This window comes from Serratia sp. 1D1416, from assembly GCF_003641105.1.
Classification (GTDB): Bacteria; Pseudomonadota; Gammaproteobacteria; order Enterobacterales; family Enterobacteriaceae; genus Serratia; species Serratia ficaria.
In genome coordinates this window covers 2,959,566-2,981,740 of sequence record NZ_CP032738.1, presented here as the reverse complement: position 1 = coordinate 2,981,740, position 22,175 = coordinate 2,959,566, and the positions used below count along the sequence as shown (strand labels likewise).

General features: G+C 60.6%; 25 protein-coding genes. 9 read left to right on the top strand and 16 right to left on the bottom strand.

The window, feature by feature from the left end; genetic code table 11:
- Positions 1-80: 80 nt before the first annotated feature.
- From D7I37_RS14465 to D7I37_RS14435, 7 genes are all read right to left on the bottom strand, one after another.
- On the bottom strand, positions 81-578 hold the full coding sequence (locus D7I37_RS14465; RefSeq protein ID WP_061797757.1) for a heme-binding protein: 498 nt from the start codon (positions 576-578) through the stop codon (positions 81-83).
- 119 nt (positions 579-697) lie between these two features.
- Positions 698-1,318: a response regulator transcription factor gene (locus tag D7I37_RS14460; RefSeq protein ID WP_061797758.1), complete on the bottom strand. Its 621-nt coding sequence runs from the start codon at positions 1,316-1,318 to the stop codon at positions 698-700.
- 2 nt (positions 1,319-1,320) lie between these two features.
- Positions 1,321-2,637, bottom strand: coding sequence for a sensor histidine kinase (locus D7I37_RS14455; RefSeq protein WP_061797759.1), 1,317 nt, complete (start codon positions 2,635-2,637; stop codon positions 1,321-1,323).
- A 116-nt stretch (positions 2,638-2,753) separates the two neighbouring features.
- On the bottom strand, positions 2,754-3,152 hold the full coding sequence (locus D7I37_RS14450) for a VOC family protein (RefSeq protein WP_061797761.1): 399 nt from the start codon (positions 3,150-3,152) through the stop codon (positions 2,754-2,756).
- 153 nt (positions 3,153-3,305) lie between these two features.
- Positions 3,306-4,235 carry a D-alanyl-D-alanine endopeptidase gene (pbpG, locus tag D7I37_RS14445; RefSeq protein ID WP_061797762.1) on the bottom strand — a complete coding sequence of 310 codons (930 nt, stop codon included), beginning with the start codon at positions 4,233-4,235 and terminating at the stop codon, positions 3,306-3,308.
- A gap of 152 nt (positions 4,236-4,387) precedes the next feature.
- Positions 4,388-5,491 carry an adenosylhomocysteinase gene (locus D7I37_RS14440; RefSeq protein ID WP_129543908.1) on the bottom strand — a complete coding sequence of 368 codons (1,104 nt, stop codon included), beginning with the start codon at positions 5,489-5,491 and terminating at the stop codon, positions 4,388-4,390.
- 43 nt (positions 5,492-5,534) lie between these two features.
- Positions 5,535-6,485: a GlxA family transcriptional regulator gene (locus D7I37_RS14435; protein ID WP_061797764.1), complete on the bottom strand. Its 951-nt coding sequence runs from the start codon at positions 6,483-6,485 to the stop codon at positions 5,535-5,537.
- A gap of 91 nt (positions 6,486-6,576) precedes the next feature.
- On the opposite strand from D7I37_RS14435, the gene D7I37_RS14430 reads away from it, so the two are divergent.
- Both D7I37_RS14430 and D7I37_RS14425 read left to right on the top strand, forming a co-directional pair.
- On the top strand, positions 6,577-7,254 hold the full coding sequence (locus tag D7I37_RS14430) for a DJ-1/PfpI family protein (protein WP_095096336.1): 678 nt from the start codon (positions 6,577-6,579) through the stop codon (positions 7,252-7,254).
- Between the two features lie 50 nt (positions 7,255-7,304).
- Positions 7,305-7,868 (top strand): DedA family protein, encoded by a 564-nt coding sequence (locus D7I37_RS14425; protein WP_061797768.1) that lies wholly within the window; start codon positions 7,305-7,307, stop codon positions 7,866-7,868.
- Between the two features lie 2 nt (positions 7,869-7,870).
- Here D7I37_RS14425 and D7I37_RS14420 read toward each other — a convergent pair whose 3' ends face one another.
- Both D7I37_RS14420 and D7I37_RS14415 read right to left on the bottom strand, forming a co-directional pair.
- Positions 7,871-8,494 (bottom strand): LysE family translocator, encoded by a 624-nt coding sequence (locus D7I37_RS14420; protein ID WP_129543907.1) that lies wholly within the window; start codon positions 8,492-8,494, stop codon positions 7,871-7,873.
- A gap of 77 nt (positions 8,495-8,571) precedes the next feature.
- Positions 8,572-9,465 carry a LysR family transcriptional regulator gene (locus D7I37_RS14415; protein WP_061797772.1) on the bottom strand — a complete coding sequence of 298 codons (894 nt, stop codon included), beginning with the start codon at positions 9,463-9,465 and terminating at the stop codon, positions 8,572-8,574.
- A gap of 112 nt (positions 9,466-9,577) precedes the next feature.
- Here D7I37_RS14415 and D7I37_RS14410 point away from each other — a divergent pair, with 112 nt between their 5' ends.
- Both D7I37_RS14410 and ansP read left to right on the top strand, forming a co-directional pair.
- Positions 9,578-10,015: a PACE efflux transporter gene (locus D7I37_RS14410; RefSeq protein WP_061797774.1), complete on the top strand. Its 438-nt coding sequence runs from the start codon at positions 9,578-9,580 to the stop codon at positions 10,013-10,015.
- 430 nt (positions 10,016-10,445) lie between these two features.
- Positions 10,446-11,912 (top strand): L-asparagine permease, encoded by a 1,467-nt coding sequence (gene ansP / locus D7I37_RS14405; protein WP_061797804.1) that lies wholly within the window; start codon positions 10,446-10,448, stop codon positions 11,910-11,912.
- A gap of 53 nt (positions 11,913-11,965) precedes the next feature.
- On the opposite strand, the gene D7I37_RS14400 is transcribed toward ansP, so the two are convergent.
- Both D7I37_RS14400 and D7I37_RS14395 read right to left on the bottom strand, forming a co-directional pair.
- Positions 11,966-13,323, bottom strand: a protein-coding gene (locus D7I37_RS14400; protein ID WP_129543185.1) for an IS3 family transposase whose coding sequence is annotated in 2 segments (ribosomal slippage) — positions 11,966-12,861 and positions 12,861-13,323 — 1,359 coding nt in all. Because the reading frame shifts where the segments join, the coding sequence is not laid out codon by codon here.
- A 74-nt stretch (positions 13,324-13,397) separates the two neighbouring features.
- Positions 13,398-14,177, bottom strand: a complete 780-nt coding sequence (locus D7I37_RS14395; protein ID WP_061797775.1) for a 2OG-Fe(II) oxygenase — start codon at positions 14,175-14,177, stop codon at positions 13,398-13,400.
- Between the two features lie 116 nt (positions 14,178-14,293).
- Here D7I37_RS14395 and D7I37_RS14390 point away from each other — a divergent pair, with 116 nt between their 5' ends.
- The 4 genes from D7I37_RS14390 (at position 14,294) to D7I37_RS14375 (ending at position 17,061) form a co-directional block, all read left to right on the top strand.
- A complete protein-coding gene (locus D7I37_RS14390) occupies positions 14,294-15,193 on the top strand; it encodes a LysR substrate-binding domain-containing protein (protein WP_129543906.1) in 900 nt (299 codons plus the stop codon).
- Between the two features lie 262 nt (positions 15,194-15,455).
- Positions 15,456-15,629: a pyruvate kinase gene (locus D7I37_RS27350; RefSeq protein WP_237648801.1), complete on the top strand. Its 174-nt coding sequence runs from the start codon at positions 15,456-15,458 to the stop codon at positions 15,627-15,629.
- A 90-nt stretch (positions 15,630-15,719) separates the two neighbouring features.
- Positions 15,720-16,121: a hypothetical protein gene (locus D7I37_RS14380; RefSeq protein WP_237648802.1), complete on the top strand. Its 402-nt coding sequence runs from the start codon at positions 15,720-15,722 to the stop codon at positions 16,119-16,121.
- Between the two features lie 7 nt (positions 16,122-16,128).
- Complete coding sequence (locus D7I37_RS14375; protein WP_129543905.1) at positions 16,129-17,061, top strand: AEC family transporter; 933 nt, start codon at positions 16,129-16,131, stop codon at positions 17,059-17,061.
- On the opposite strand, the gene D7I37_RS14370 is transcribed toward D7I37_RS14375, so the two are convergent.
- A complete protein-coding gene (locus D7I37_RS14370) occupies positions 17,021-17,641 on the bottom strand; it encodes an HD domain-containing protein (RefSeq protein WP_129543904.1) in 621 nt (206 codons plus the stop codon). The two genes, D7I37_RS14375 and D7I37_RS14370, sit on opposite strands and share 41 nt — an antisense overlap.
- A gap of 162 nt (positions 17,642-17,803) precedes the next feature.
- Between D7I37_RS14370 and D7I37_RS14365 the strand changes: the two genes are divergently transcribed.
- On the top strand, positions 17,804-18,568 hold the full coding sequence (locus tag D7I37_RS14365; RefSeq protein WP_061797779.1) for an arylamine N-acetyltransferase: 765 nt from the start codon (positions 17,804-17,806) through the stop codon (positions 18,566-18,568).
- Between the two features lie 247 nt (positions 18,569-18,815).
- On the opposite strand, the gene dusC is transcribed toward D7I37_RS14365, so the two are convergent.
- The 4 genes from dusC to D7I37_RS14340 form a co-directional block, all read right to left on the bottom strand.
- Complete coding sequence (gene dusC / locus D7I37_RS14355; RefSeq protein ID WP_061797780.1) at positions 18,816-19,745, bottom strand: tRNA dihydrouridine(16) synthase DusC; 930 nt, start codon at positions 19,743-19,745, stop codon at positions 18,816-18,818.
- Positions 19,746-19,825: 80 nt separating this feature from the next.
- Entirely contained in the window at positions 19,826-20,788 is a 963-nt protein-coding gene (locus D7I37_RS14350; protein ID WP_061797781.1) for a D-2-hydroxyacid dehydrogenase family protein, read from the bottom strand.
- A 26-nt stretch (positions 20,789-20,814) separates the two neighbouring features.
- Positions 20,815-21,264, bottom strand: a complete 450-nt coding sequence (locus tag D7I37_RS14345; RefSeq protein ID WP_061797783.1) for a universal stress protein — start codon at positions 21,262-21,264, stop codon at positions 20,815-20,817.
- 12 nt (positions 21,265-21,276) lie between these two features.
- Entirely contained in the window at positions 21,277-22,056 is a 780-nt protein-coding gene (locus tag D7I37_RS14340) for an IclR family transcriptional regulator (RefSeq protein ID WP_061797784.1), read from the bottom strand.
- Positions 22,057-22,175: the final 119 nt, after the last annotated feature.

Here is a 22,175-nt window from a genome sequence, read left to right as displayed (position 1 = left end):
TTTAGCATAGCGGTAAACCCCCATAAATGTGTATGAGATGATGGCGGAAAATACGTTGATCACTGACCTGGCGTCAAAACTTAGCCGGCTTTCAGGCTGCTCTGGGCGCTTTTCAACGCCTCTAATGCGCATTGCTGATCCAGATGCCCGCCCGGCGCGCCGCCGACGCCGATGGCGCCGACGACTTCTTCGCCCGATTTCACCGGCACGCCGCCGGCCAACAGCAGGAACCCGGGGATATCGCGCAGGTTGGCCGCACCGGCGTTCGCCTGGGCGCCCTTCATGACGTTTTCTGTCGCATTGCGGGTCGTCAGGGCGGTAAACGCCTTCATTCGGCTGGCTTCCACCGTGTGGGGGCCGGCGTTGTCCATTCTCTTGATCACCAGCGGCGTGCCGGCGCGATCCACCACGGTCACGGCGACGTTGTAGTTGCCGGCGCCGCAGGCCCGGATAGCGCTTTGCGCCAGCCGATCGGCCAGTTCGAGGGAGAGGGAATGTTGCGACACCACGCCGCCGGCCGCGTGGGCGAATGACGCCAGGCCGCCGATTAACACCAGGCTTGAGATAATGCGTTTCATATTGACTTGCTCCTTGCTTATTCCTTATGGATATCAGGGATAGTAAAAGGAGCCGCTTCGGCGGGCTATTGGCGCGATTACCTACGGCGCTAGGTAGTTATACCTAGACACCGGCGGTTTTAGGGCTTTTTCCGCAGCGCCAGCTCGCCGTAGACGTTCATCAGTTTGGGCAGCGAATTGACGTCGAGCTTGGCGAATATATTGGCGCGATGCGCCTCGACGGTGCGCGGAGACAGCGAAAAGCTGCGGGCGATCTCTTTGCTCGAACGTCCTTGCACGATCTGCTCGAAGACGTCGTTTTCACGGGCGGTCAGGGTAGCCAGCCGGCTTTGCATCAGCCGCAGTTGCCGTTGCCGCTGCTGCAATTGCCTTTGCTGTTCCAATGCGCTGCCGACCACTTCAAACAGCAAATCCGCATCGATCGGTTTGGTGAGGAATTCGAAGGCGCCGTTTTTGAACGCCCGGCGGCAGAGATCGATATTCGCGTGCCCGGTCATGATGATCACCGGGATCTCCAACCCCTGCCGCCTCCACTCGTCCAACAGCGTCAACCCGGTCTTGCCTGGCATCCTGATGTCCAGCAGCATACAGCCGGTCAGCGCATGCAGTTCGCCGACGCTCTGTTCGAAAGACGGGGCGCTGTCGTACGCCTGCGTCTGCCAACCCACGGTGCCCAGCAGCGCGCTGAGCGAGGAACGAATCGCCGCTTCGTCATCAATCAGATAAATATACTGTGTCATCGTCACTCCTGAGCATGCACGGGCAGCCAAATCCTGAAGCAGGCGCCCTGCCCCGCGATATTGCTCGCCTCGATGCTGCCATTAAGGCGCTGTACCAGCGTGTCCGTCAGCGCCATCCCCAGCCCGATGCCATTGGCGCGCGTGGTGAAAAAGGGCATGAACACCTGCTGCAAAGCCTGCTCCGACAGCCCGGGGCCGCCATCGGTGAGGGTCAGCGCGATGCCGTCGTCAGCGGCGCCGGCCTCCAGTCTGATCCATGCCGTGCCCGCGGCCTTGTCGGCTTGCGCCTGCACCGCGTTGTTCAGGATATTGTGCAGAATTTGCTCTACCCACAGCGGCGGTGCGAACAGCAGGGGCAAACCGTCGGGAATGCGGCTGCTGACCTTGATCCTGTTGCGGCGGATTTCGTTGTCCAACAGCGTCGTCACCCTCGCCCAAAGCGGCCCCAGCGCCACCGGTTGGTAATCGACCTGCTCGCTGACCAGTTTCTGCCGGAATTGCTGCAGCAGCGCGTCCGTACGCTTAATTTGCACCACGGCGGCCTCCAGCAGCGGCGGCAGCTGTTCGACCTGCTGGTGCCGCAGCAGACGCAATGCGGTTTGGTTATAGCTTAAAATGGCGGTGAGCGGTTGGTTAAGCTCATGCACGATGCCGGCGGTGAGTTCCCCCAGGGTATTCAGGCGCGTAAGTTCGGCGTAATGGGCGCGTAAATCGGCAATATCGCGCCGGCGCTGGTTGGCGCGATATTGGCTGACCAGATACAGCGCCAGCCCCCAAAACAGGGCCGGCGACAGGATTGTCGGCCAGGGCAACGCAGCCCAGTCGGGGTTATCGCCGGCGGCGAGCACGAAAGGTTGCGACTGGCTGGCGATCACTTTTTCCCACTGCCAATAATAGCGCCGCTCCGCTACGCCCCGCTCGAACAGCGGCCGATCGTGCCAAAGAACCGCCAGGTGGCCGAAGGCATTTTTCCCCGCCAGCTCGCCGATCAGCCGGTTCAGGTCGATCAGCACGGATTGTTTTTCGGCGTTGAGCCAGTAGCGGCCATTCGGCTCCACCACGATAGCGCGCCGCGGCTCAATGCTCGGATGCGGCCGCCAGCGAATAATTTGCGGAAAAATGCGCTGCACTTCCCAGCGGTATCGGCTTGCCGGCAATAGCGGAATGATCGCGTCATGCTGCGACAGCTTCACCGTCACATCGCGATAAAGAATGCGAAAGTTCGCGCTTTTCTCTTCATATTGCTGCTGCAAAAAATAAGCGCTCAGCCCAGCGCCGGACAGCAACGTAAGCAGCGTCCAGCCTATTATTTTCACCATACCCCATGCGTACCCTGCGCAGATCCCCTTGACATTTAATAGCATAAAAGGCGCGGCGATGGGATTCGGCAGCGCAGGGCACGGCTAAAAAAATCAGGCCGGATGCCGTCTTGCCTCTATCCCGCTGCCGGCACGTTCAGCTGCCAGGACAGGCCAAAGCGATCGTTGAGCCAGCCGAAACGCGCGCTGAAGCCGTAATCATCCGGCGGCATCAGCACCTTGCCCTCTTCCGCCAGCCGGGCGAACACCCGCTCCAGCTCGGCTTCGCTGGCCAGATTGACGAACAGCGAAACCGCCGGGGTAAAGCTGAAATCGTGGCTGATCGGGCTGTCGATAAACACCAGGTTCTGCCGATCAAAATCGATGGTGGCGTGTTTAATCAGCCGCTTGCCGTCGGGCGTCTCGTCATAGTGCTGCAGCTGCGTCACCCTGAAGCGCTCAAACAGCTCGCTATACAGCGCGATCGCCTGCTGGGCCGCACCCTGAAACATCACAAAGGTTGAAACCTGGCTCATCGGGTTTGCTCCGCTAACGATGTGGCATTAATGGAGGATAGCGGATAAACGCAGCTGCGCACCGGCGATATTGGCGCGCAGGATGTGATGGCCATCGCGAGAGAGGATTTGTCATCAAGCGGCCCGCGGCAAGGGCGGCAGGCCGTGAGCGGATTACTCGGTTTCGTTTTTCGCCAGACGGGCGTCTTTTTGGCGGCGGTAGTCGCGGGCGGCGGCCGGGATTGGCGTCACCTTGCCGGTTTCAATCCAGCTGCGCAGGCGGTTGGCGTCGGCAAAATGGGTATATTTGCCGAACGCATCCAGCACCACCAGCGACACCGAGCGGCTGCCGATCATGGTGCGCATCGCCAGACAGTGGCCCGCTTCATTGGTGAAGCCGGTCTTGGTCAGCTGAATGTTCCATTTCGGGTTATACACCAGGTGGTTGGTGTTGCGGAACGGCAGCTGATAGTTAGGATCCTTGAAGCTGGCCGTCCGTTCGGTGGTGGTGCTGAGCTGACCAATCAGCGGATACTGCTTGGTGGCGATCAGCAATTTGGTCAGGTCGCGCGCGGTCGAGACGTTATGAATCGACAGCCCGGTCGGCTCCACGTAATGAGTGTTGGTCATGCCGAGCGATTTGGCCTTGGCGTTCATCGCTTTGATGAAGGCGTTGTAACCGCCCGGATAATGGTGCGCCAGGCTGGCGGCGGCGCGGTTTTCCGAAGACATCAGCGCCAGCAGCAGCATGTCCTTGCGGCTGATCTCACTGTTCAGACGCACCCGCGAGTAGACCCCTTTCATTTCCGGCGTCTGGTGGATGTCTACCGACAGCATCTCGTCCAGCGGCAAATGGGCATCCAGCGTCACCATCGCGGTCATCAGCTTGGTGATCGAGGCGATCGGCACCACTTCGTCGGGGTTGCGCGCATACATTACCTTGTGGGTCTGCATATCCACCACCATGGCGCTGCCGGACGCCAGCTCGGGCTGGGTGGCGTGCGTGGCCGCGGCGTTGTCGCTGGCCAGCGCGCGCGGCGCGAAGCCTGCGCCCGCCTGCAAAGCGAGCAGGGTTAGTACCAAAACACGTATTTTCACATGCATTACTCTGAAATGGGGGGCTTGAACTTAGCGGATTATATGTGAGGGTTCGGCGCTTGGCACTGGGATTATGCGTCGCATTTGTGACAAATTCTGTCGGCGCAAAAACGACGCAAACCGCGGGCGCTCAGGGACCAGCGCCCGCGATTGAAAAGTTACAGCGCGGGTTGCCATGCCGACTGCGGCAGCAGGTACAAACCGGCTTGCTGCTGCGCGCCGGCGCCGACGATGTGGCCGATGCCGGCCGCCATCACCGCCAGCGTCACGTCGAAGGCGTTCAGGCTGTCGCCGTAGCCCGCCGTCAGGTTGAACATCGAGCCGTTGGCCAGCAAATAGAGCGTTTTCCCCGCCAGTTGGTAAGCGTTAACAAACGGCATTGGCTCGCTGTGCGGCAGGTGTTGCAGGAAAGCGACGTCGATCTCTTCCGCCACGTGGCCGACGTTGAGGATAAACGTCCCGTCCTTCGCCTGCTGCAAATGGCTCGCCGACAGCACGTTTTTCGCGCCGGTGGCGGTGGCGATCACGTCCGCCTGGCCCACCGCCGCCGCCAGGTCGACCACCGGCCAGCCGTCATACCGCGCCTGCAGCGCCCGCGCCGGATCGATTTCCGCCACTGTCACCTGGCCGCCGTAGGCCCTGGCCGCCGCAGCCACGCCCTGCCCGACCAGCCCGTAACCGATCACCAGCACGGACTTTTCATGCAGGGTCAGGTGGGTGGTCTGGAAGAAGGTATGCCAGGCGGTCAGGCCGACCATATGGCGGTTGTGCAACCCCTCTTTCACCGGCAGGTCGTCCCAGTTGAAGATCGGGTAACGCGGCGCCATGCCGTTCAGGCGGCTGATGCCGGAACCGGTCGCCTCCAGACCGGCGATAATCTGCGGCCCGCCGGCGCTCTGGTGCAGGCGAGCGGTCAGATCCGCCCCCATTTCGCACAGGTGAGTCGGCCGCCAGGCCAACGCGCGATCGAAAGACGCCGACCAGTCGGCGGCGCTCATGTCGCGCCAGGCGTGTGCCTGCGCGCCCCGCCGCTCCAGCCAGGCGACCACGTCGTCCTGTACCGTGGTCGGGTTGCAGGTGGTGAGGTAAACCGCCGCGCCCTTGTCCAGCAGGCCGGCCACCAGCGGCGCCATTTTCAGATCCAGGTGCATGTTGCACGCCAGCCGCACGCCGTTAAGGTCCGGCAGCGCCGCCACCGCCGCGCGGGTGCGCGGCATATGGCGCATCGCCCAGGTCAACTCGCTCTCAAAATCCTGATACATCCGTTGCTCCTCTATTGCGCCGCGCCGTCGGGGCACGGCAGAATTATTGGTCGGCCCGTCGGCTGAGCCGCCTGATCGCCTGCGGCGACAGGCCAAACAGGCGAATAAACGCCCGCCGCATGCGTTCCGGATCGCTGAAGCCCACCGCGCGGGCAATCGTTTCCAGCGCCTCGCTGCCTTCTTCGATGCGCAACCTGGCCGCCTCGACCCGCAGCTGTTCGATCACCTTGGCCGGCGTCTGCCCGGTTTCGGCGCGGAACAGCCGGCCGAACTGCCGCTCGCTCAGGCAGGCGGCGGCGGCCAGATCCGCCACCGCCAGCGGTTGCCGCAAGCGTTCACGCGCGAAGGAAAGCGCGGCGCGAATGCGATCGGACGACGGGTTCAGCTCCAGCAGCAACGAATACTGCGACTGGCCGCCGGGGCGGCGGTGATACACCACCAGCTGGCGCGCCACGCCGGCGGCGACCGTCTCCCCCAAATCGTCCTCAATCAGCGCCAGCGCCAGATCTATGCCGGCGCTGATGCCGGCCGAGGTCCAGATATCGCCGTCACGAATGAAGATCCGATTGCTGTCGACGCGGATACGCGGATAGCGCTGCTGCAGCTGCGCCGCATGGTACCAATGGGTGGTGGCGCGTTTGCCGTCCAGCAGCCCGCAGGCCGCCAGAATAAACGCGCCGGTGCAAACACTGGCGATACGGCGCGTTCGCCGGCGCTGGGTCAGCAAGAAATCCGCCAGCAACGACGACTGCGCCGCCGCCTCGTTGCCGCGCCCGCCGGCCACCACCAGCGTATCGAAACGGGCGTTGTCGCAGGGCCGGGTGGCGATCTCCACCCCGGCCGAACTGGCCACCATGCCGCCCTGCGGCGAAATGGCCAGGCAGCGATAGGCCGGCGCGTCGGTGAACTGGTTGACGTTGTCGAACGCCGCCAGCGGCCCGGCGAAATCCAACAGGTTAAAACCGGGAAAAACCACGAAGCCGATAGTTTTCATGATGGCGCTTTTTGAGGGTTATCCGTCATATCAGCCAAAATCATGGCGGCTATTATTAACCAGGTCAAACTACAAAACTGAGGCGAATGTCATGTCTGCACCATTAGTGATTGTTTTTCCTATCTATCAGGGCGTTACCCAGCTCGACTTCACCGGTCCGCTACAGTTTTTGCGCCGCATGCCGGGAGCGGAAATTATCGTCGCCTCGGTGGACGGCGCCGATATCGCCTCGGAAGGCCTGCATTTCACCCGGCTGCAAAAGTTGCAGGAGGTGACTCGCTGCGACGTACTGTGCGTGCCGGGCGGCGGCGGCTGCGTCCAGGCGCTGCAGGATGCGCGTTTTATGCGGCAAATTCGTCGGCTCGGCCCGGATGCGCGCTACCTGACCTCGGTATGCACCGGTTCGCTGATCCTGGCCGCCGCCGGCCTGCTGCAGGGCAAACGCGCCGCCTGCCACTGGTCGATGCGCGACAGCCTGGCGCTGTTCGGCGCCATCCCCAGCAGCGCGCGCGTGGAACGCGACGGCAACGTGATCAGCGGCGGCGGCGTCACCGCCGGCATCGACTTCGCGCTGGCGCTGATCGCCGAGCTGCATGACGAGGAAACCGCGCAGATGATCCAGCTGTATCTGGAATACGCCCCGGCGCCGCCGTTCCAGGGCGGCACACCGGAGCTGGCGCCGCCGCACATTCTGGCCAGGGTTCAGGCGCAAATGGCGGACAGCCTGCGGCTGCGGCGGGAACAGGTGGCGCTGTTAGCCCAGGGGTGACGATCGGGCGTATACTTGCTCTTATGCGTCAGTCACATAAGGAGTGAGCGATGACCGATCTGGCCCATTACATTACGGAATATGGCTACTGGGCACTGTTTATCGGCTGTCTGGCTGAGGGGGAAACCATCACCCTGCTGGGCGGCATCGCCGCCCATGAAGGGTTGTTGCATTGGCCGCTGGCGATCGCCGTGGTGGCGTTGGGCGGCACGCTGGGCGATCAGTTGCTGTATTTCCTCGGCCGTCGCTATGAAGGACGGGTGATTTCCCGGCTGAAGGGGCAAGAGAAACGCATCGCCCGCGCCAGAAAATTAATTGCACGCCATCCGATGCTGTTCGTGATCGGCGTGCGTTTTATGTATGGCTTCCGCATTATCGGCCCGGTGCTGATCGGCGCCAGCAGGTTGCCGCCGTCGCGTTTCGTGCCGCTGAACGTTTTCGGCGCCATCCTGTGGGCGAGCATCTTCGTCATGCTCGGCTATTTTGGCGGTCAGGCGATCGAAGGTTTCGTCAGCGGTCTCGACAAAAAACTCTCCAGCCTGCTGTTCGTCGCGCTGGCGATCGCGGTGATTTTGCTGCTGCGCTTCTGGTGGCGCCGCCGCCATGCCGATTAACGCTAGCGGCTCAGCATCAGCTTCAGCCCGAGCAGCGCCAGCACGCCGCCGCTCAGCCGATCGAACCAGGCCTTGAAGCGCAGATAGATGCGGCGCGGGCGCGGCGAAGACAGCACGAAGGCCACAAAGGCGTACCACAGCACATCCACCGTCAGCGCGATCGTCGGCAGCAGCAGATACATCAGCGGCGAAATCTCGTGGCTGAGCAGCGCGGCGAACACGCTGCCGAACACGATGGTGGTGTTCGGGTTGCCCAACTGGGTCAGCAGGCCGGTGGTGAACGCCTTGCGCATGCCCAGTGGCCGGCTGCCAACCGCCTCTACGTTCAACGGACGGCTGGCGCCGCGCAGCATGTTGAACGCCAGGTAGATCAAATAGGCGCCGCCCAACAGCTTGAGCGTGCCGTACAGCCAGGGCAGCGCCAACAGCAACGATTGCAAGCCCAGCAACGCCAGCAGCGCGAAGATAAAGCAGCCGACGCCCATCCCCAGGGCGACGGCCATGCCGGCGCGGCGCGAAGAGGCCACCGCGGTGCGCGCCACCAGAATAAAGCTTTGCCCCGGGCTCATCGCCCCCAGCGCGATCGCGCCGGTAATGCTCAATACCGATAACAGCGTCTCGTTCATCTTGCCCTCTGCCTCGTGATAGTCACGTCGTTCAAGGTAGCGCAGCGATGAAAATAAAAGCAACAGGTACGCGGACGTCACGCCGCCGGCGGCGCATCGCGCATCAGGGCCACCAGCTCGCGGGCGGCCTTGTCCAGCGGCCGGCTTTTCAGCCAGATCAGGTGCATCGGCAGGCGCAGCTCATTCTTGGTATTCTTGAATTTCAGTCGCACCAGTCGCCCCTGCGCCAGCAGCGGCGCGGTCAGCGACAGCGGGAAATTGCCCCAGCCCAATCCGGCCTCGACCATGTTCAACGCCATCGGCAGGCTGTCGGTGCGCCAATAAGATTCCGCCACCCGCGGCCGCAGATCGACCATCGGCAGATCGCGGCTGGCCACCATGATCTGCCGCACGTTGACCAGATCTTCCAGAAACAGCTCATCCGCCGCACCGCTCAGCGCCGGATGCTGCGGCGACAGCGTGGCCACCAGCGATTCGGCGCCGACGAAATGAAACTGCTCCGCGCTGTTGACGTTCAGCCCGCCGAACGCCAGACAAACGCTCACCCGGCCCTGATGCAGCATATGCAACACCTCATCCTGCGGCGCGGTCAGCACCTCGATATCCAGCAGCGGGTAGCGCTGCGACAGGGTTTTCACCGCCGCCAACAGCCCGGCGCCGTTGATGTCCGACGTCACGCCGATCGAAAGTCGGCTTTCCAGCCCCTGAGAGAGCTCGATGGCGTGCACCTGCAGCTGCCTGAGCTGGTCGGCGATCAGCCGCGCATGGGGCGCCAGCGCCAATGCCAGCGCGGTCGGCGTCGGTTCGCGGTGCGAACGGTCGAACAGCGGGAAGCCGAGCTCCGCCTCCATGTTGGCGATCGCCATGCTGACGGCGGAAGGCACTCGCCGCAGCGAACGCGCAGCGGCGGAAAACGATCCGCGATCCAGCACCGCCAGAAACAGCTCGATGTTGTCACTGGAAAAATTCATTGCGTTACCTGTCAGAATATCTGACAGCTCCTGACTTTTTCTATCAATACGATTGACGCTATCTTAGCCGTCGTCGCCAAACAGACAACAAAAAATAAGTCAGGAGAAAACAATGCAAGGCGTTAAACGCAAACTGGTGTATGTCACCGCCTACGAAATCATCGGCATGGCGATCTCGGCGCTTGGGCTGGCGCTGCTGTCGGGCCATGCGCCCAGCAGCACCGGGCCGCTGGCGGTGGTGATCACCAGCATCGCGGTCAGCTGGAACTTTATTTACAACTCGCTGTATGAAAGCTGGGAAAGCCGCCAGGTTTCGCGCACCCGCACGCTCAAGCGGCGCATCCTGCATGCGGTGGGTTTTCAACTGACGCTGGTGATGTATCTGATCCCGCTGATCGCCTGGTGGATGGGCATTACGCTGTGGCAGGCGCTGCTGCTGGATATGGCGCTGATCGTCATCATCCCGTGCTACACCTTCCTGTTCAACTGGGCGTTCGACAGGCTGTTTGGCCTGCCCGCCTCGGCCCTGCCGGCCGGTGAATCGGCCTGAATCCTCCCCCGCACAACGCGCCTGCCGTAAAACCCTCTTTACCTCGGCAGGCGCGCCAATATTTCCGCTCTTATTTCACCCCGCGAAATATAAGAACAACTCCCTGTAATTTGCACGGTAATTATTATTTTGTGATTTTAATCACTTTTTATTCCTCGCTATTTCCGTGTTGATAGATTTATACATCTTATTGAATAATATATTCTTTTATATATGGATTAAAAAATAAACACAATTGTTCACGATTTATACGCAGGTTTTTTTGCCACATTTACGGAGAAAAGGTAGCATGCCTCGCCGTTATTTCATGGCGGCTGTACACACAATAAACAACAGAATGATGCCACGACCTCATTCTCATAACGATTGGCGGTAGCAATCGTTTGCTCTTCGAGCAGGGTTAACCATAGACAGGTAAACAGGACGGATGATGCAATCAGATAAAAAGTCTGCGCATGACAAGCACGCAGCCAGAAGACGTTGGTTAGACTCCCATGAATCCGGTTATCACAAGAGCATGGGCAACCGGCAAATACAAATGATCGCCATCGGCGGGTCGATCGGCACCGGTCTGTTCCTCGGCACCGGCGGGCGGCTGGAACTGGCCGGGCCGGCACTGGCGCTGGTCTATCTGGTGTGCGGGATTTTCTCGTTCTTTATTCTGCGCGCGCTGGGCGAGCTGGTGCTGCACCGCCCTTCCAGCGGCAGCTTCGTGTCTTACGCCCGTGAGTTCCTCGGCGAAAAAGCCTCTTACGTCGCCGGCTGGATGTATTTCCTGAACTGGGCGATGACCGGCATCGTCGACATCACCGCAGTGGCGCTTTACATGCACTATTGGGGCACCTTCGCCGACGTGCCGCAGTGGCTGTTCGCGCTCTGCGCCCTCGGGGTGGTCGCCACCATGAACATGATCGGCGTGAAATGGTTCGCCGAGATGGAATTCTGGTTTGCCTTGATCAAGGTGGTCGCCATCGCGCTGTTCCTGGTGGTGGGCGTGGTGTTTCTCGGCACCGGCACCCCGGTGGCGGGCCACACCACCGGCCTGCACCTGATCACCGAAAACGGCGGTATGTTCCCGCACGGCCTGCTGCCCGCGCTGGTGCTGGTGCAAGGGGTAATCTTCGCCTTCGCCGGCATCGAGCTGATCGGCACCGCCGCCGGCGAATGCAAGGATCCGGCCAAAATGATGCCGAAGGCCATCAACAGCGTCATCTGGCGCATCGGCCTGTTCTACGTCGGTTCGGTGGTGCTGCTGGTGCTGCTGCTGCCGTGGAACGCCTATCAGGCGGGCCAGAGCCCGTTCGTTACCTTCTTCAGCAAACTGGGCGTGCCATACATCGGCACCGTCATGAACATCGTGGTGTTGACCGCGGCGCTGTCCAGCCTCAACTCCGGCCTGTACTCCACCGGCCGCATCCTGCGCTCCCTGGCGATGGGCGGCTCGGCGCCGAAGTTCATGGCCAAAATGAGCGGCCAGCAGGTGCCCTACGCCGGCATCCTGGTGACCTGCGGCATCTACGTGATCGGCGTGGTGCTGAACTATCTGGTGCCTTCGCGGGTGTTCGAGATCGTGTTGAACATCGCCTCGCTGGGCATCATCGCCTCGTGGGCGTTTATCATCGTCTGCCAAATGCGCCTGCGCAAAGCGGTGCGCGAAGGCCGCGCCCAGCCGGTATCCTTCAGAATGCCCGGCGCGCCGTTCACCTCCTGGCTGACGCTGGCGTTCCTGCTGGCGGTGGTTGTCATGATGGCGTTCGACTACCCGAACGGCACCTGGACCATCGCCACCATCCCGGTGCTGGCGGTGCTGCTGACGCTGGGCTGGTTCGGCCTGCGCAAGCGCGCGCAGGAGGTGAAGCTGGAACAGCAGGCTCACGAAGAGCAATCGACGCACTAACCCCGCGAGCCGCCCCAACCGTGAACTGACCCCATAAAGTTGGACGGTTTATATTAGGCGGCTATCTGAGCCTGGGTTCGGTACTCTACCGGACTCAGGCCTTTTAATTTCTGTTTTATTCTTTCGTGATTGTAATAGTCGATATATTCGTCAATAGCTACGCGTAATTCACTGATACTTTTATGCTCTTCCAGATACAGGCATTCCACCTTCAGCGTGCCAAAGAAGCTTTCCATCACCGCATTGTCATAGCAGTTTCCTTTGCGGGACATGCTCTGTTTCAACCCTGCGTCCCTGAGCCGTTTCTGATAGTGCCCCATCTGATACTGCCAGCCCTGATCTGAATGCAGCAGCGGATGTTCACCTTCACTCAGCACTGACTGTGCCTTAGTCAGCATATCGTCCACCATCGATAGATGCGGACGAGCTTCCATCTGATACGCGACGATCTCACCGTTGTACAGGTCAAGAACCGGTGATAAATAGAGTTTTTCACCGTTAATTTTAAATTCAGTAACGTCAGTTACCCACTTCTGGTTCGGTTTGTCCGCGCTGAACTGGCGGTTCAGAACATTGCCTGCGGCTTTGCCATAATGACCTTTGTAGGAGGTATATTTCTTCCTTCTGATACAGGATGTTAACGCCAACTGCTGCATCAACCTTTGAACCGTTTTATGATTCAGCTGACTTCCTTCCCGGCGAACGGCAAGCGTTATCCTGCGGTATCCATACCGTCCTTTATGCTTATGAAATAGCGTCAAAATCTGACGCTTATCGTCGGCGTATTTGTCTTCCTTTTTGCCGCTCGTCATCTGCCAGTAAAAAGTACTTCTGGCTAATCCGGCAGCTTTCAGTAAGCGAGCCAGAGGAAACAGCAGCCTTAACTCATTCACGACCTGCGTTTTATCTCGCGCTTTGGTGTGTTCTTTTCCCTGAGTAAGGCCTGCAGCTTTTTTAAATAGGCCACCTCAACGCGTAGCTGCTCAAGTTCTTCACGTTCGTCCGAGCTAAGCGAGTCTTTGGAAGGGAGTACTGACTTATTTCCAGAGATTTCCGGCATCGTTTTTTTCCTGCGACGATTGTCTGTGAGGGCTTCTATACCGCCTTCATCATACAGTCGTTTCCACTGACAAACCGAGGAAAAAGCAGGGATAGTGAACTTTGCACAGGCTTCGCGAACAGACATCTGGCGTTCACGCATATGCAGGATAACGGACTCTTTGAAAGCAGGAGAATAGATGAAATGTCGGGTAATCAGTCCGGCTTCACCATGAAGTTTCCAGGCAACAGACCACTTACGAACGGCGCTGTGGTCGATACCAAAGCGCTTTGCCGTCGCCTTCTGCCCTTCCAGCCCGGAAAGATAGTGCTGCACGACCTGAAGCTTAAAGCTAAGAGAATATTTGCTCATAAAAAACTGCACCTTACTCAGTTGGGTGTCCAACTTTTGGGGTGCAGTTCAGAAAAGGCGGTTTTTTTTATCCGCTACAGCCGGCCGTAGAAGGTCATTCTGGCGCTTTCCGACAGCATGATGCCCGGCTGAGCGTTGTAGGCCAGCACCACCAGCATACGGGTAGCGTTACCCTCGGTCGGCGTCACCCGATGCATGGCGTTGCGCCCGCGAAACAGCACCAGGTCCCCCTCTTCGATCGCCAATCGCTTCACCGCCCGCCGGCCGTCCAGCACCTGCGTCACCCCGGCGTAGTTCATCTCGCCGCCGTCGGCGTCGCGCAGGTTTTCCACATATTCGAAGTGCCCGCCGGCTTCGGGCTTCTGTATCAGCAGCGTAATGGCGAACGACGAATTGTCGAAATGCCAGCCCAATTCTTGCCCGGCACGGGCGTAATGCAGATTGATCGACGACAGCCGATCGGCATAGGGATAAAGCTGCTCCTCGCCCAGCACCGCACAGAGAAAATCACGGAACGGTAGTGCGTCATACAGGGTGCGCAGCGGCGACTGCGCCGGAATGTCTTCATCGGTAATGCAGCCCTTGGACGACACCACCAGCCGGTTGCGCGCATGCCCGGCGGGCAGGCTTTCGTCCTGCGGCCGCAGATACACGTTGTGTTTGCTGGCGGCGTAGAACGCCGCGGGGCTGTGCTCCGCCCCTTCCAGCCGCACGGTTGCCAGCGCCGCGGCGCTCAAAAAACCCGGCAGCACCAGCGCGCCGGCGGCGTCCAGCGTTTGCCTGCAGCGCGTCCGAAAGGCCGGATCGCCGATCGGGTTAACGGATAAATCAACAATATTAGCGAGTTGCCGCATGACATTCCCCTGGATGCGCGATGGCCGGATACCCCCCACTGTAACCAATGGCGCATTGCCGCCATAACAAAAATACGTTATGGATAAGCTAACCGATTCTTAACGATAATCCTGCCATGAACTCACCGTCCCGCGGGCGTTTGCCCAAACTGAGCGCCATTCTGGCGTTCGAAACCGCCGCCCGCACCGGCAGCCTGGCCAGCGCGGCGGACAGCCTGGCGCTCACCGCCGCCGCCGTCAGCCAGCAGATCCGCCAGTTGGAACAGCATTTGGGCATCCCGCTGTTTATCCGCGCCAAACGCGGCGTGACGCTGACCGAACAGGGGGCGGACTATCTGGCTTACGTGCAGGAAGCCTTCGAGACGCTGCGGGTGGCGCAACAGCATGTCGATCGCCAGCGCGGCAAGCAAACGCTGACGGTGTTCGCGCTGCCGGCGCTGGCGTCAAAATGGCTGAACCCGGCGATCGGCGACTGGCAGGCGCTCAGCCCCGATGGCGATCTGCGCCTGCACGCCACCCATGCCGCAGTGGATTTCGCCCACTCGGCGGCGGATTTCGCCCTGTGCTTCGGCGATCAGGATTACCCCCTGCTGGAGAAGGTGCGGCTGTTTCAGGACCGGGTGCAGCCGGTGTGCAGCCCGGATCTGCGCAGCCAGGGCGACTGGACGCAGCGCCCGCTGATCCACCTGGACTGGGGCAAGGAAAGCCAGTTTTTGCCCGGCTGGCATGAATGGTTCAGCGCCGCCGGTCTGCAACCGCCGCCGCGGCGCGGCCTGACTTATAACCTGACCTCGCTGGCCATTGACGCCGCCGTGCAGGGGCGCGGGGCGCTGCTCGGCCAACGCGGGCTGATCGAACGCGAGCTGGCCAGCGGCGCGCTGGTCCCGCTGGCCGAACCGGCGCTGCCGCTCAGCAAGCCCTACTACGTGGTCTATCCGCAGCGCACGCTGGACAAGCCCGGCGCGGCGGCGTTTCTGCGCTGGCTGCAATCCCTCGCCTCTGCGGGCGAACGCTAAAATTTCGCCGCCGTGTCCGCTGGCGGCGAGTACAACCTTAGCGAAGAAAAAACATCAACTCCCCTTATACAAATTACTGCTTTACCTTAGCAATAAATTTCATTAGTCGTTTTATTTCAATCGATAGCGTAGACGGCCGCACTCCACCTGCCAAAGAAATTCATTATAACTTTTACAACGTACATTAGATGAAAGCACTATTTTCCCGCCTGTCACAAAAGTGTCATACATAAACTCATCTTAATATTTCAGAGAGTCTATCATGGCAAAAACTCGTATTATCGCGACCATCGGCCCCGCATCCCACCAGGCCGATACGCTGAAAGCACTGAAAAAAGCCGGGATGTCGGTCGCCAGACTGAACGGTTCGCACAACACTCTCGACTGGCGACCACATTTTTGCCGACGACGGCACCTTGTCTTTTCAGGTGGTTAAAATTGAAGGCCGGGGCATCCACCTGCAGGCGGATATGGCTGGCCAGCTCAAAAACCGTGAAGGTATCAACGTGCCCGGCATTGATCTGGGATGCGCTTTCGCCCCGCGCTGCAAAACAGAGTGCAGAGCTACCTCAGCCGACATCAACGCAGCTATATCGTCATCATGGGCCTGGTGCATGGCGTAACCAATATGGGCGGCGCCCTGCTGGCGCTGTACGCCTCCGCTGGCCATCGGGAAAAGTTGGCGATCAGAACCACGGTCTCCGGCTATTACCTGATGTTTGGCGTGATCCAGCTGACAACGCTCGCCATCTTCAAATGGCAGGCGTTGAGCTTCAGCGGTTTCGCCGCGGCGCCGCTGGCCCTGCTGGTCTACCTGGCGGTCGGCAATTTGCTGTTCAAAAAGGCCAGCGCTCCGGTCTACGAAAAAATGGTGACCTACTTCATTACCTTCTATGGCGTGGTGGTCTTAACCAAGGGCTATTTATAGGCATCCGATGATTACGACATTATTTTCGCTGGTTCCGGTCATATTCCTGATCGCCATGGGATCCGTGCTGCGTCATCGCAATCTGATCGATAGTGCTTTCTGGCTCCCCTGCGAGAAGCTGAATTATTTTTATCTGTTCCCGGCGCTGATGTTCATTCAGGTCGGCAAGGCCGATCTCAGCCAGTTTCCGGTGCGGCCAATTGCGCTTTCGGTGTTGGGAGCGGTGCTGATCGGCGCGCTGTCGCTGTACCTGTGGCGCATCTGGTCAAAACAGCCCGGCCCGGTCTTTTCATCGGTCATTCAGGGCGCGCTGCGCCCCAATACCTATATTGGCGTTGCCGCCGCCGCCGCCACCTTTGGGCACACCGGTCTGACGGTAACGTCAATCAGCATCGCCGTCGCCATCCCGCTGCTGAACGTGGCGTCGATAGTGATCCTGATGCACTACGGCCAGGGTACCCGCCCCGGCGGGCGACAGATAGCCAAGGCGCTGATAAAAAACCCGGTGATCCTCTCCGTATTGGCCGGGCTGGCGTTCAACGCCAGCGGCTTGCCTCTGGGCGCCACGCCGGAAAATATCCTGAAAATTCTCGGCGGAGCGTCCCTGCCGTTGGGCCTGCTGGCGGTCGGCGCCGGGCTGGATATTCAGGCTGCGCGCACGGCCCATGGGCCGGTGATGCAATCTTCGGTAGTCAAGCTGCTGCTGGTGCCGCTGCTGACGCTGGGGATCGGCATGGCGCTGGGCATATCCGGCCCGGTGTTGGCCACCATTGTCCTGTTCAATGCGTTGCCCTGCACGCCCTCAGCCTACATTATGGCAAAACTGTTGGGGGGCGATCACCGGCTGTCAGCCGGCATCATCACCATCCAAACCCTGCTGGCCGCGCTGACCATCCCGCTTATCCTGCTGCTGACCCAATTTTCAGCGCATCAAGCCTGAGATGCGCTTCATACTGCCGCCACAGCGCATCGAACCAGCGATCGTCGCCGTAGCGGCGGTTAATCCAGGCGACGGCCTCCGCGCACTGGCGGCGAGCGGTCGCCAGCAAATCGGCATCTCCCGCCCGTAAAACCTCCAGCAGACGGGCCATTTCCACCAGGTATTGGCGGGCGAAAGTCACTTCGTAATCGGTGATATTTTTGCTGTTATCGATTAAATCGCAAAGTTTGATGGTTTGCGCCTCCGCGCAAGCCTGCGCGCTGTGCCGCAGGTTGGCGTTTTTCCGCTGCAGACGCTCACCGCCGTAGCTGCGGGTCTGTATATCGGTGAGCATCTCTACGTAACGTTCGACCCTGGGGCCGAACTCACGGCGAATATCCGCCAGCGTTACCGGGGTATCTTCCACCGTATCGTGCAGCCAGGCGGCCGCGACCATTTCCGGCGTGGGGTTGGCCTGCCGCAACAAGGCCACCACCGCCGCCGGGTGAATAATATAAGGCTCACCGGTAAATTTGCGTCTCTGATTGCACGCCTGATGCGCTTCGGTGGCGAAGCGCTGGGCTTTAAGCTCGAGGTTCATACCCGCTCCTTGTTGCGATGAGGTTATTTTAGCCTCGACGGCCGGCGGATAGGCGTTTATTTGGTTATGAGTTATGCCCGTTTCCGGCACAGCACGTAATGCTCTCACAAAGCGAAAAAAGCCCGCTACCTTATGCCTACTTTTCCTCATGCGAGAGACGCCGTGGACAAACAACGCTACCTGCAGCATATCGGCTTTGCAGGCGCCGCCAGACCCGACCTTACCACGCTGCAGCAGCTGCATCACCGCCATATGCTGAGCGTGCCGTTCGAGAATCTGAGCATTATTTATCGGCAGGGCATCCACCTTGAGGAACAGGCTTTGTTCAGTAAAATTGTCGATCGCAACCGCGGCGGCTTTTGCTATGAGCTGAACAAAATGTTCGCCCTGCTGCTGCAGGACATCGGCTTTGACGTCCAGTTTATTTCCGGCGAGATCCGCGCCCGCGACGGCCATTTCGGCCCGGCCTACGACCATCTGGCGCTGCGGGTGGAACTGGAGGGACAATTCTGGCTGGTGGACGTCGGCTTCGGCGACTCCTTCCTGACGCCGTTGAAAATCGCCACCGCCGAGCCGCAACCCCAGGCCAGCGGCACCTTCCATCTGGAGCGCGAAGGCGACTATTACCTGCTGGAGCGCCGCAACGGCGATCGGAGCTCGCACGCCAAAACCCTGTACCGCTTTACCGTACAACCCCGGGCGCTGAGCGAGTTCGACGGCATGTGCCACTACCACAGCAGCTCGCCGGAATCGCATTTTACCCAGCGGCTGGTGTGCTCGCGGCCCACGGAAAACGGCCGGGTGACGCTCAGCGACAACAAGCTGATCCTGACCGAAGATCATCAGCGCCACGAAACGACGCTGCATTCCGAGCGGCAACGCCGCGACGCGCTGTGGCGCCACTTCGCCATTGATCTGGACGCCTGAGCCGCTGCCGGACAATCCGCGGGGGATATTCCCCGCCTCGTATTAACTTGACCGCTATGAGTTATGACCTGTACCGGCAAGGTATTTGCCGAAGCCATCGGTGAACTGTCTAATAAACAGGGCGCCAGCCTGGAAGGGCGGGAAAAGACCATTCAGGATATCGAGATGGAAATTAACCGTCTCGACCACGGATCCCGACAAGGCGAATTAAAACCAAACCCGCCGCGTGCGGGTTGGGTATTTCTCGTCAGCGACAAATCACCCGCGCAATATCGCCTGAGGTTGTCAGCGCGCGTATTTCGCTGAACAGCTCGGTGGCTTCGTCATATTCTTTACGCAGATACCCCAGCCACTGTTTGATGCGCGCCACGTGATATAAACCGGTATCGCCCTGCTTTTCCAGATGCACGTATTTTTGCAGCAGCTGCACCACCTGCGGCCAGGGCATGCGCGGTTCGTTGTATTTCACTACCCGGCTCAGGTTCGGCACGTTGAGCGCACCGCGCCCCAGCATCACTGCGTCGCAGCCGGTGGTTCGCAGGCAATCCTGCGCGCTCCGGTAGTCCCAGATCTCGCCGTTGGCGATCACCGGAATGGACAGGCGCCGGCGAATTTCGCCGATCGCCGCCCAGTTGATGCGCTCCGCCTTGTAACCGTCCTCTTTAGTGCGCCCGTGCACCGCCAGCTCGGTGGCGCCGGCCTGCTGCACCGCATCGGCAATCTCAAGGCTGCGGCTGGCGCAATCCCAGCCCAGCCGCACCTTCACCGTCACCGGCAGATGCTCCGGCACCGCGGCGCGCATCGCTTTGGCGCCCTGATAAATAAGTTCCGGGTCTTTCAGCAGCGTCGCCCCGCCGCCGCTGCCGTTGACCAGCTTGGACGGGCAACCGCAGTTAAGATCGACGCCGTAAGAGCCCAGCTCCACCGCGCGGGCGGCGTTCTCCGCCAGCCACTGCGCATGTTGGCCCAGCAGCTGTACCCGCACCAGCGTGCCGGACGGCGTGCGGCTGGCGTGATGCAGCTCCGGGCACAGACGATAAAACGACTTGGCGGGCAATAGCTGATCGACCACGCGCAGGAATTCGGTGATGCACAGGTCGTAGTCGTTCACCTCGGTGAGCAATTCGCGCACCAAAGAATCGAGAACGCCCTCCATCGGAGCCAATAATACGCGCATGATCACCCCAGCTGAAAAAAGACCCGCAATGATACGGGCGAATGCCCGCGGCAGACAAGCCTCTCAGAGGATTAAAGCGCTCAGCGCCCCAACCGGCGTATCGGCTCGCCGGCGAGAAACGCCTCGATGTCCTCGACCGCCTCGCGGAAGTAGGTGCGGTAGTTGTCGTCGGCTACGTAGCCCAGGTGCGGCGTCGCCAGCACGTTGGGCAGGCGGCGGAAAACATCGTCGGCCGCCAGGGGTTCGGTCTCGAACACGTCCAGCCCGGCGCCGGCGATCCGCCCCTGCAGCAATGCCTCGACCAACGCCGCCCGATCGACGATCGCCGCGCGCGAGGTGTTGATCAGGTAGGCGGTGGCTTTCATCGCCTCCAGCTCATCGCGCCCCACCAGCCCGCGGCTGCGCTCGCTCAGCACCAGGTGAACGGACACAAAGTCGCTCTGCTCGAACAGCGCCCGTTTTGATGGCGCCAGTTCGGCGCCGTGCCGTGCGGCCCGTTCCGCCGTCAGGTTTTGGCTCCAGGCCAGCACCCGCATGCCGAACGCCTGCGCCACCTGCGCCATCTGGCCGCCAATTTTGCCCAATCCCAACAGGCCCAGCGTTTTGCCCCGCAGCGTGACGCCCAACGCCTGCTGCCAGGGGCCGTTGTTCCGCAATCCGACGCTTTCCGGCACGATATGCTTCGCCAGCCCGAGCAGCAGCGCCCAGGTCAGTTCCATCGGCGCGGCCGAGCCGCTGGCGGTGCCGCAAACCACCACGCCGCGTTCGGCGGCGGCGGCCAGATCGATGGCGGCGTTGCGCATGCCCGAGGTGATCAGCAGCTTCAGTTTCGGCAGGCGCGCCAGCAGCGAGGCGCTTATCGGCGTGCGTTCGCGCATGATCACCAGAATGTCGCAGTCCTGCAGGTGCACCGCCAGCTCCGCCTCATCGGTAAAATGCGCGCCGATGGCGAACACCTCGAGCCGATCGGCCACCGCTGACCAGTCCGCCATATCGAGTGCCACCTGCTGGTAATCATCGAGAATTGCACACTTCAGTTTCATCTTCGGCTCCGGAAAAGCGGAGGCGGTCAATCGGCGCGTACGTCGATCAGCACCGGGCAGTCGGCGTTTTCTATCACCGAAGCGCTGTGCGAGCCTCGCAATAAACGGTTAAAGGGTGAGAGATGCCGGCGGCCCATAATAATCATGGCGGCATTCAGCGCTTTAGCCTGGGCAACGATGGTTTCCGCCGGTTCCCCGGCCACCACCCGGCCCCGCGCGCTGACGCCGGCCTCCTTCAGTTCGCTCAGCGCCTGGCGCACTACGGCGGCCGCGGCGCTTTGTTCATCCTGCGCGCAGCCAAAATCCGCCGGATCTTCGCCGAGGGTAATGTCGAAGGGGCCGGTCATGGAATAGCTGAGATCCACACAGCATAGCACCACTACCGCCGCCCGTTGGGCCGCCCCCTGTTCGGCCGCCAATGCAATCACTTTGCGGGCGGTGGCGGAGTTATCAACCGCGACCAACAGCGTTTTCATCGTCTTCTCCCGTTAATCTCGCGCCGCGCCTTTGCCAATCTCATCGATCAGCGCCTCTTTGCACTTGAGGATTTCCTCGCGGTAGCGAGCTTCATTCTTGGCTAACCGGCTGCTGGGCACCAACAGGCTGATGGAGAAACGCCCCAGAATGGTGTCGATGGCCACCGCCATGGTAGAGACGCCTTCCAGCGTTTCCTCCCGATCGTAAGACAGGCCGGTGCGGCGTATTTCGGCCAAGCGCTCCATCAGCGCCGGGAAATCGCGCACGGTCAAGTCGGTCACCGCCTGGTAGGCTTCGCCCAGCAGGTCCCGCGCCGCATCATCGCTGTTCAGCGCCAGCAGCGCCCGCCCGCCGGAGGTACTGTACAGCGGCAAGTTCATGCCGATACGCGGCACCACCCGCAGCTCCCGATCCGCCACAATGTAGTGCACCACCGCCAGCTGCAGCCCACTGGCTCGCCCCAGAGAAACCGTCTCGCCGGTGGCGTCGCTCAATGCCTGCAGCCAGGGGGTGGCGATCGCCACCATTTCAGTGTGCACGCTGGCGATCAGCCGCAGCAGCGACGGCCCCAGGCGCACGCCGCCGGCGCCGCCGCGCACCAGCTGCACCGAATCCAGCGCGTTAACGATACGCTGCACGGTAGAACGCGGCAGATCGACCGCCGCGGCGATTTCACCCAGGCTCATGCCGTTCGGTTTTTCCCCCAGCGCATCGAGGATTTTCGCCGCACGGGTGATGACCTGAATGCCGCCGGCCCTTTCATCATCGCAATAGCTTGAAGGTTCAGACATAGCGCTTCTCTTCCTGACGTTTGGCCCACACTGTAACATTTTTCTATTCATTCGGGCACGCCGTACCGCATTGCAATACATTGCATCACAATGTAGCATGCGTCACATTGTACCACTAT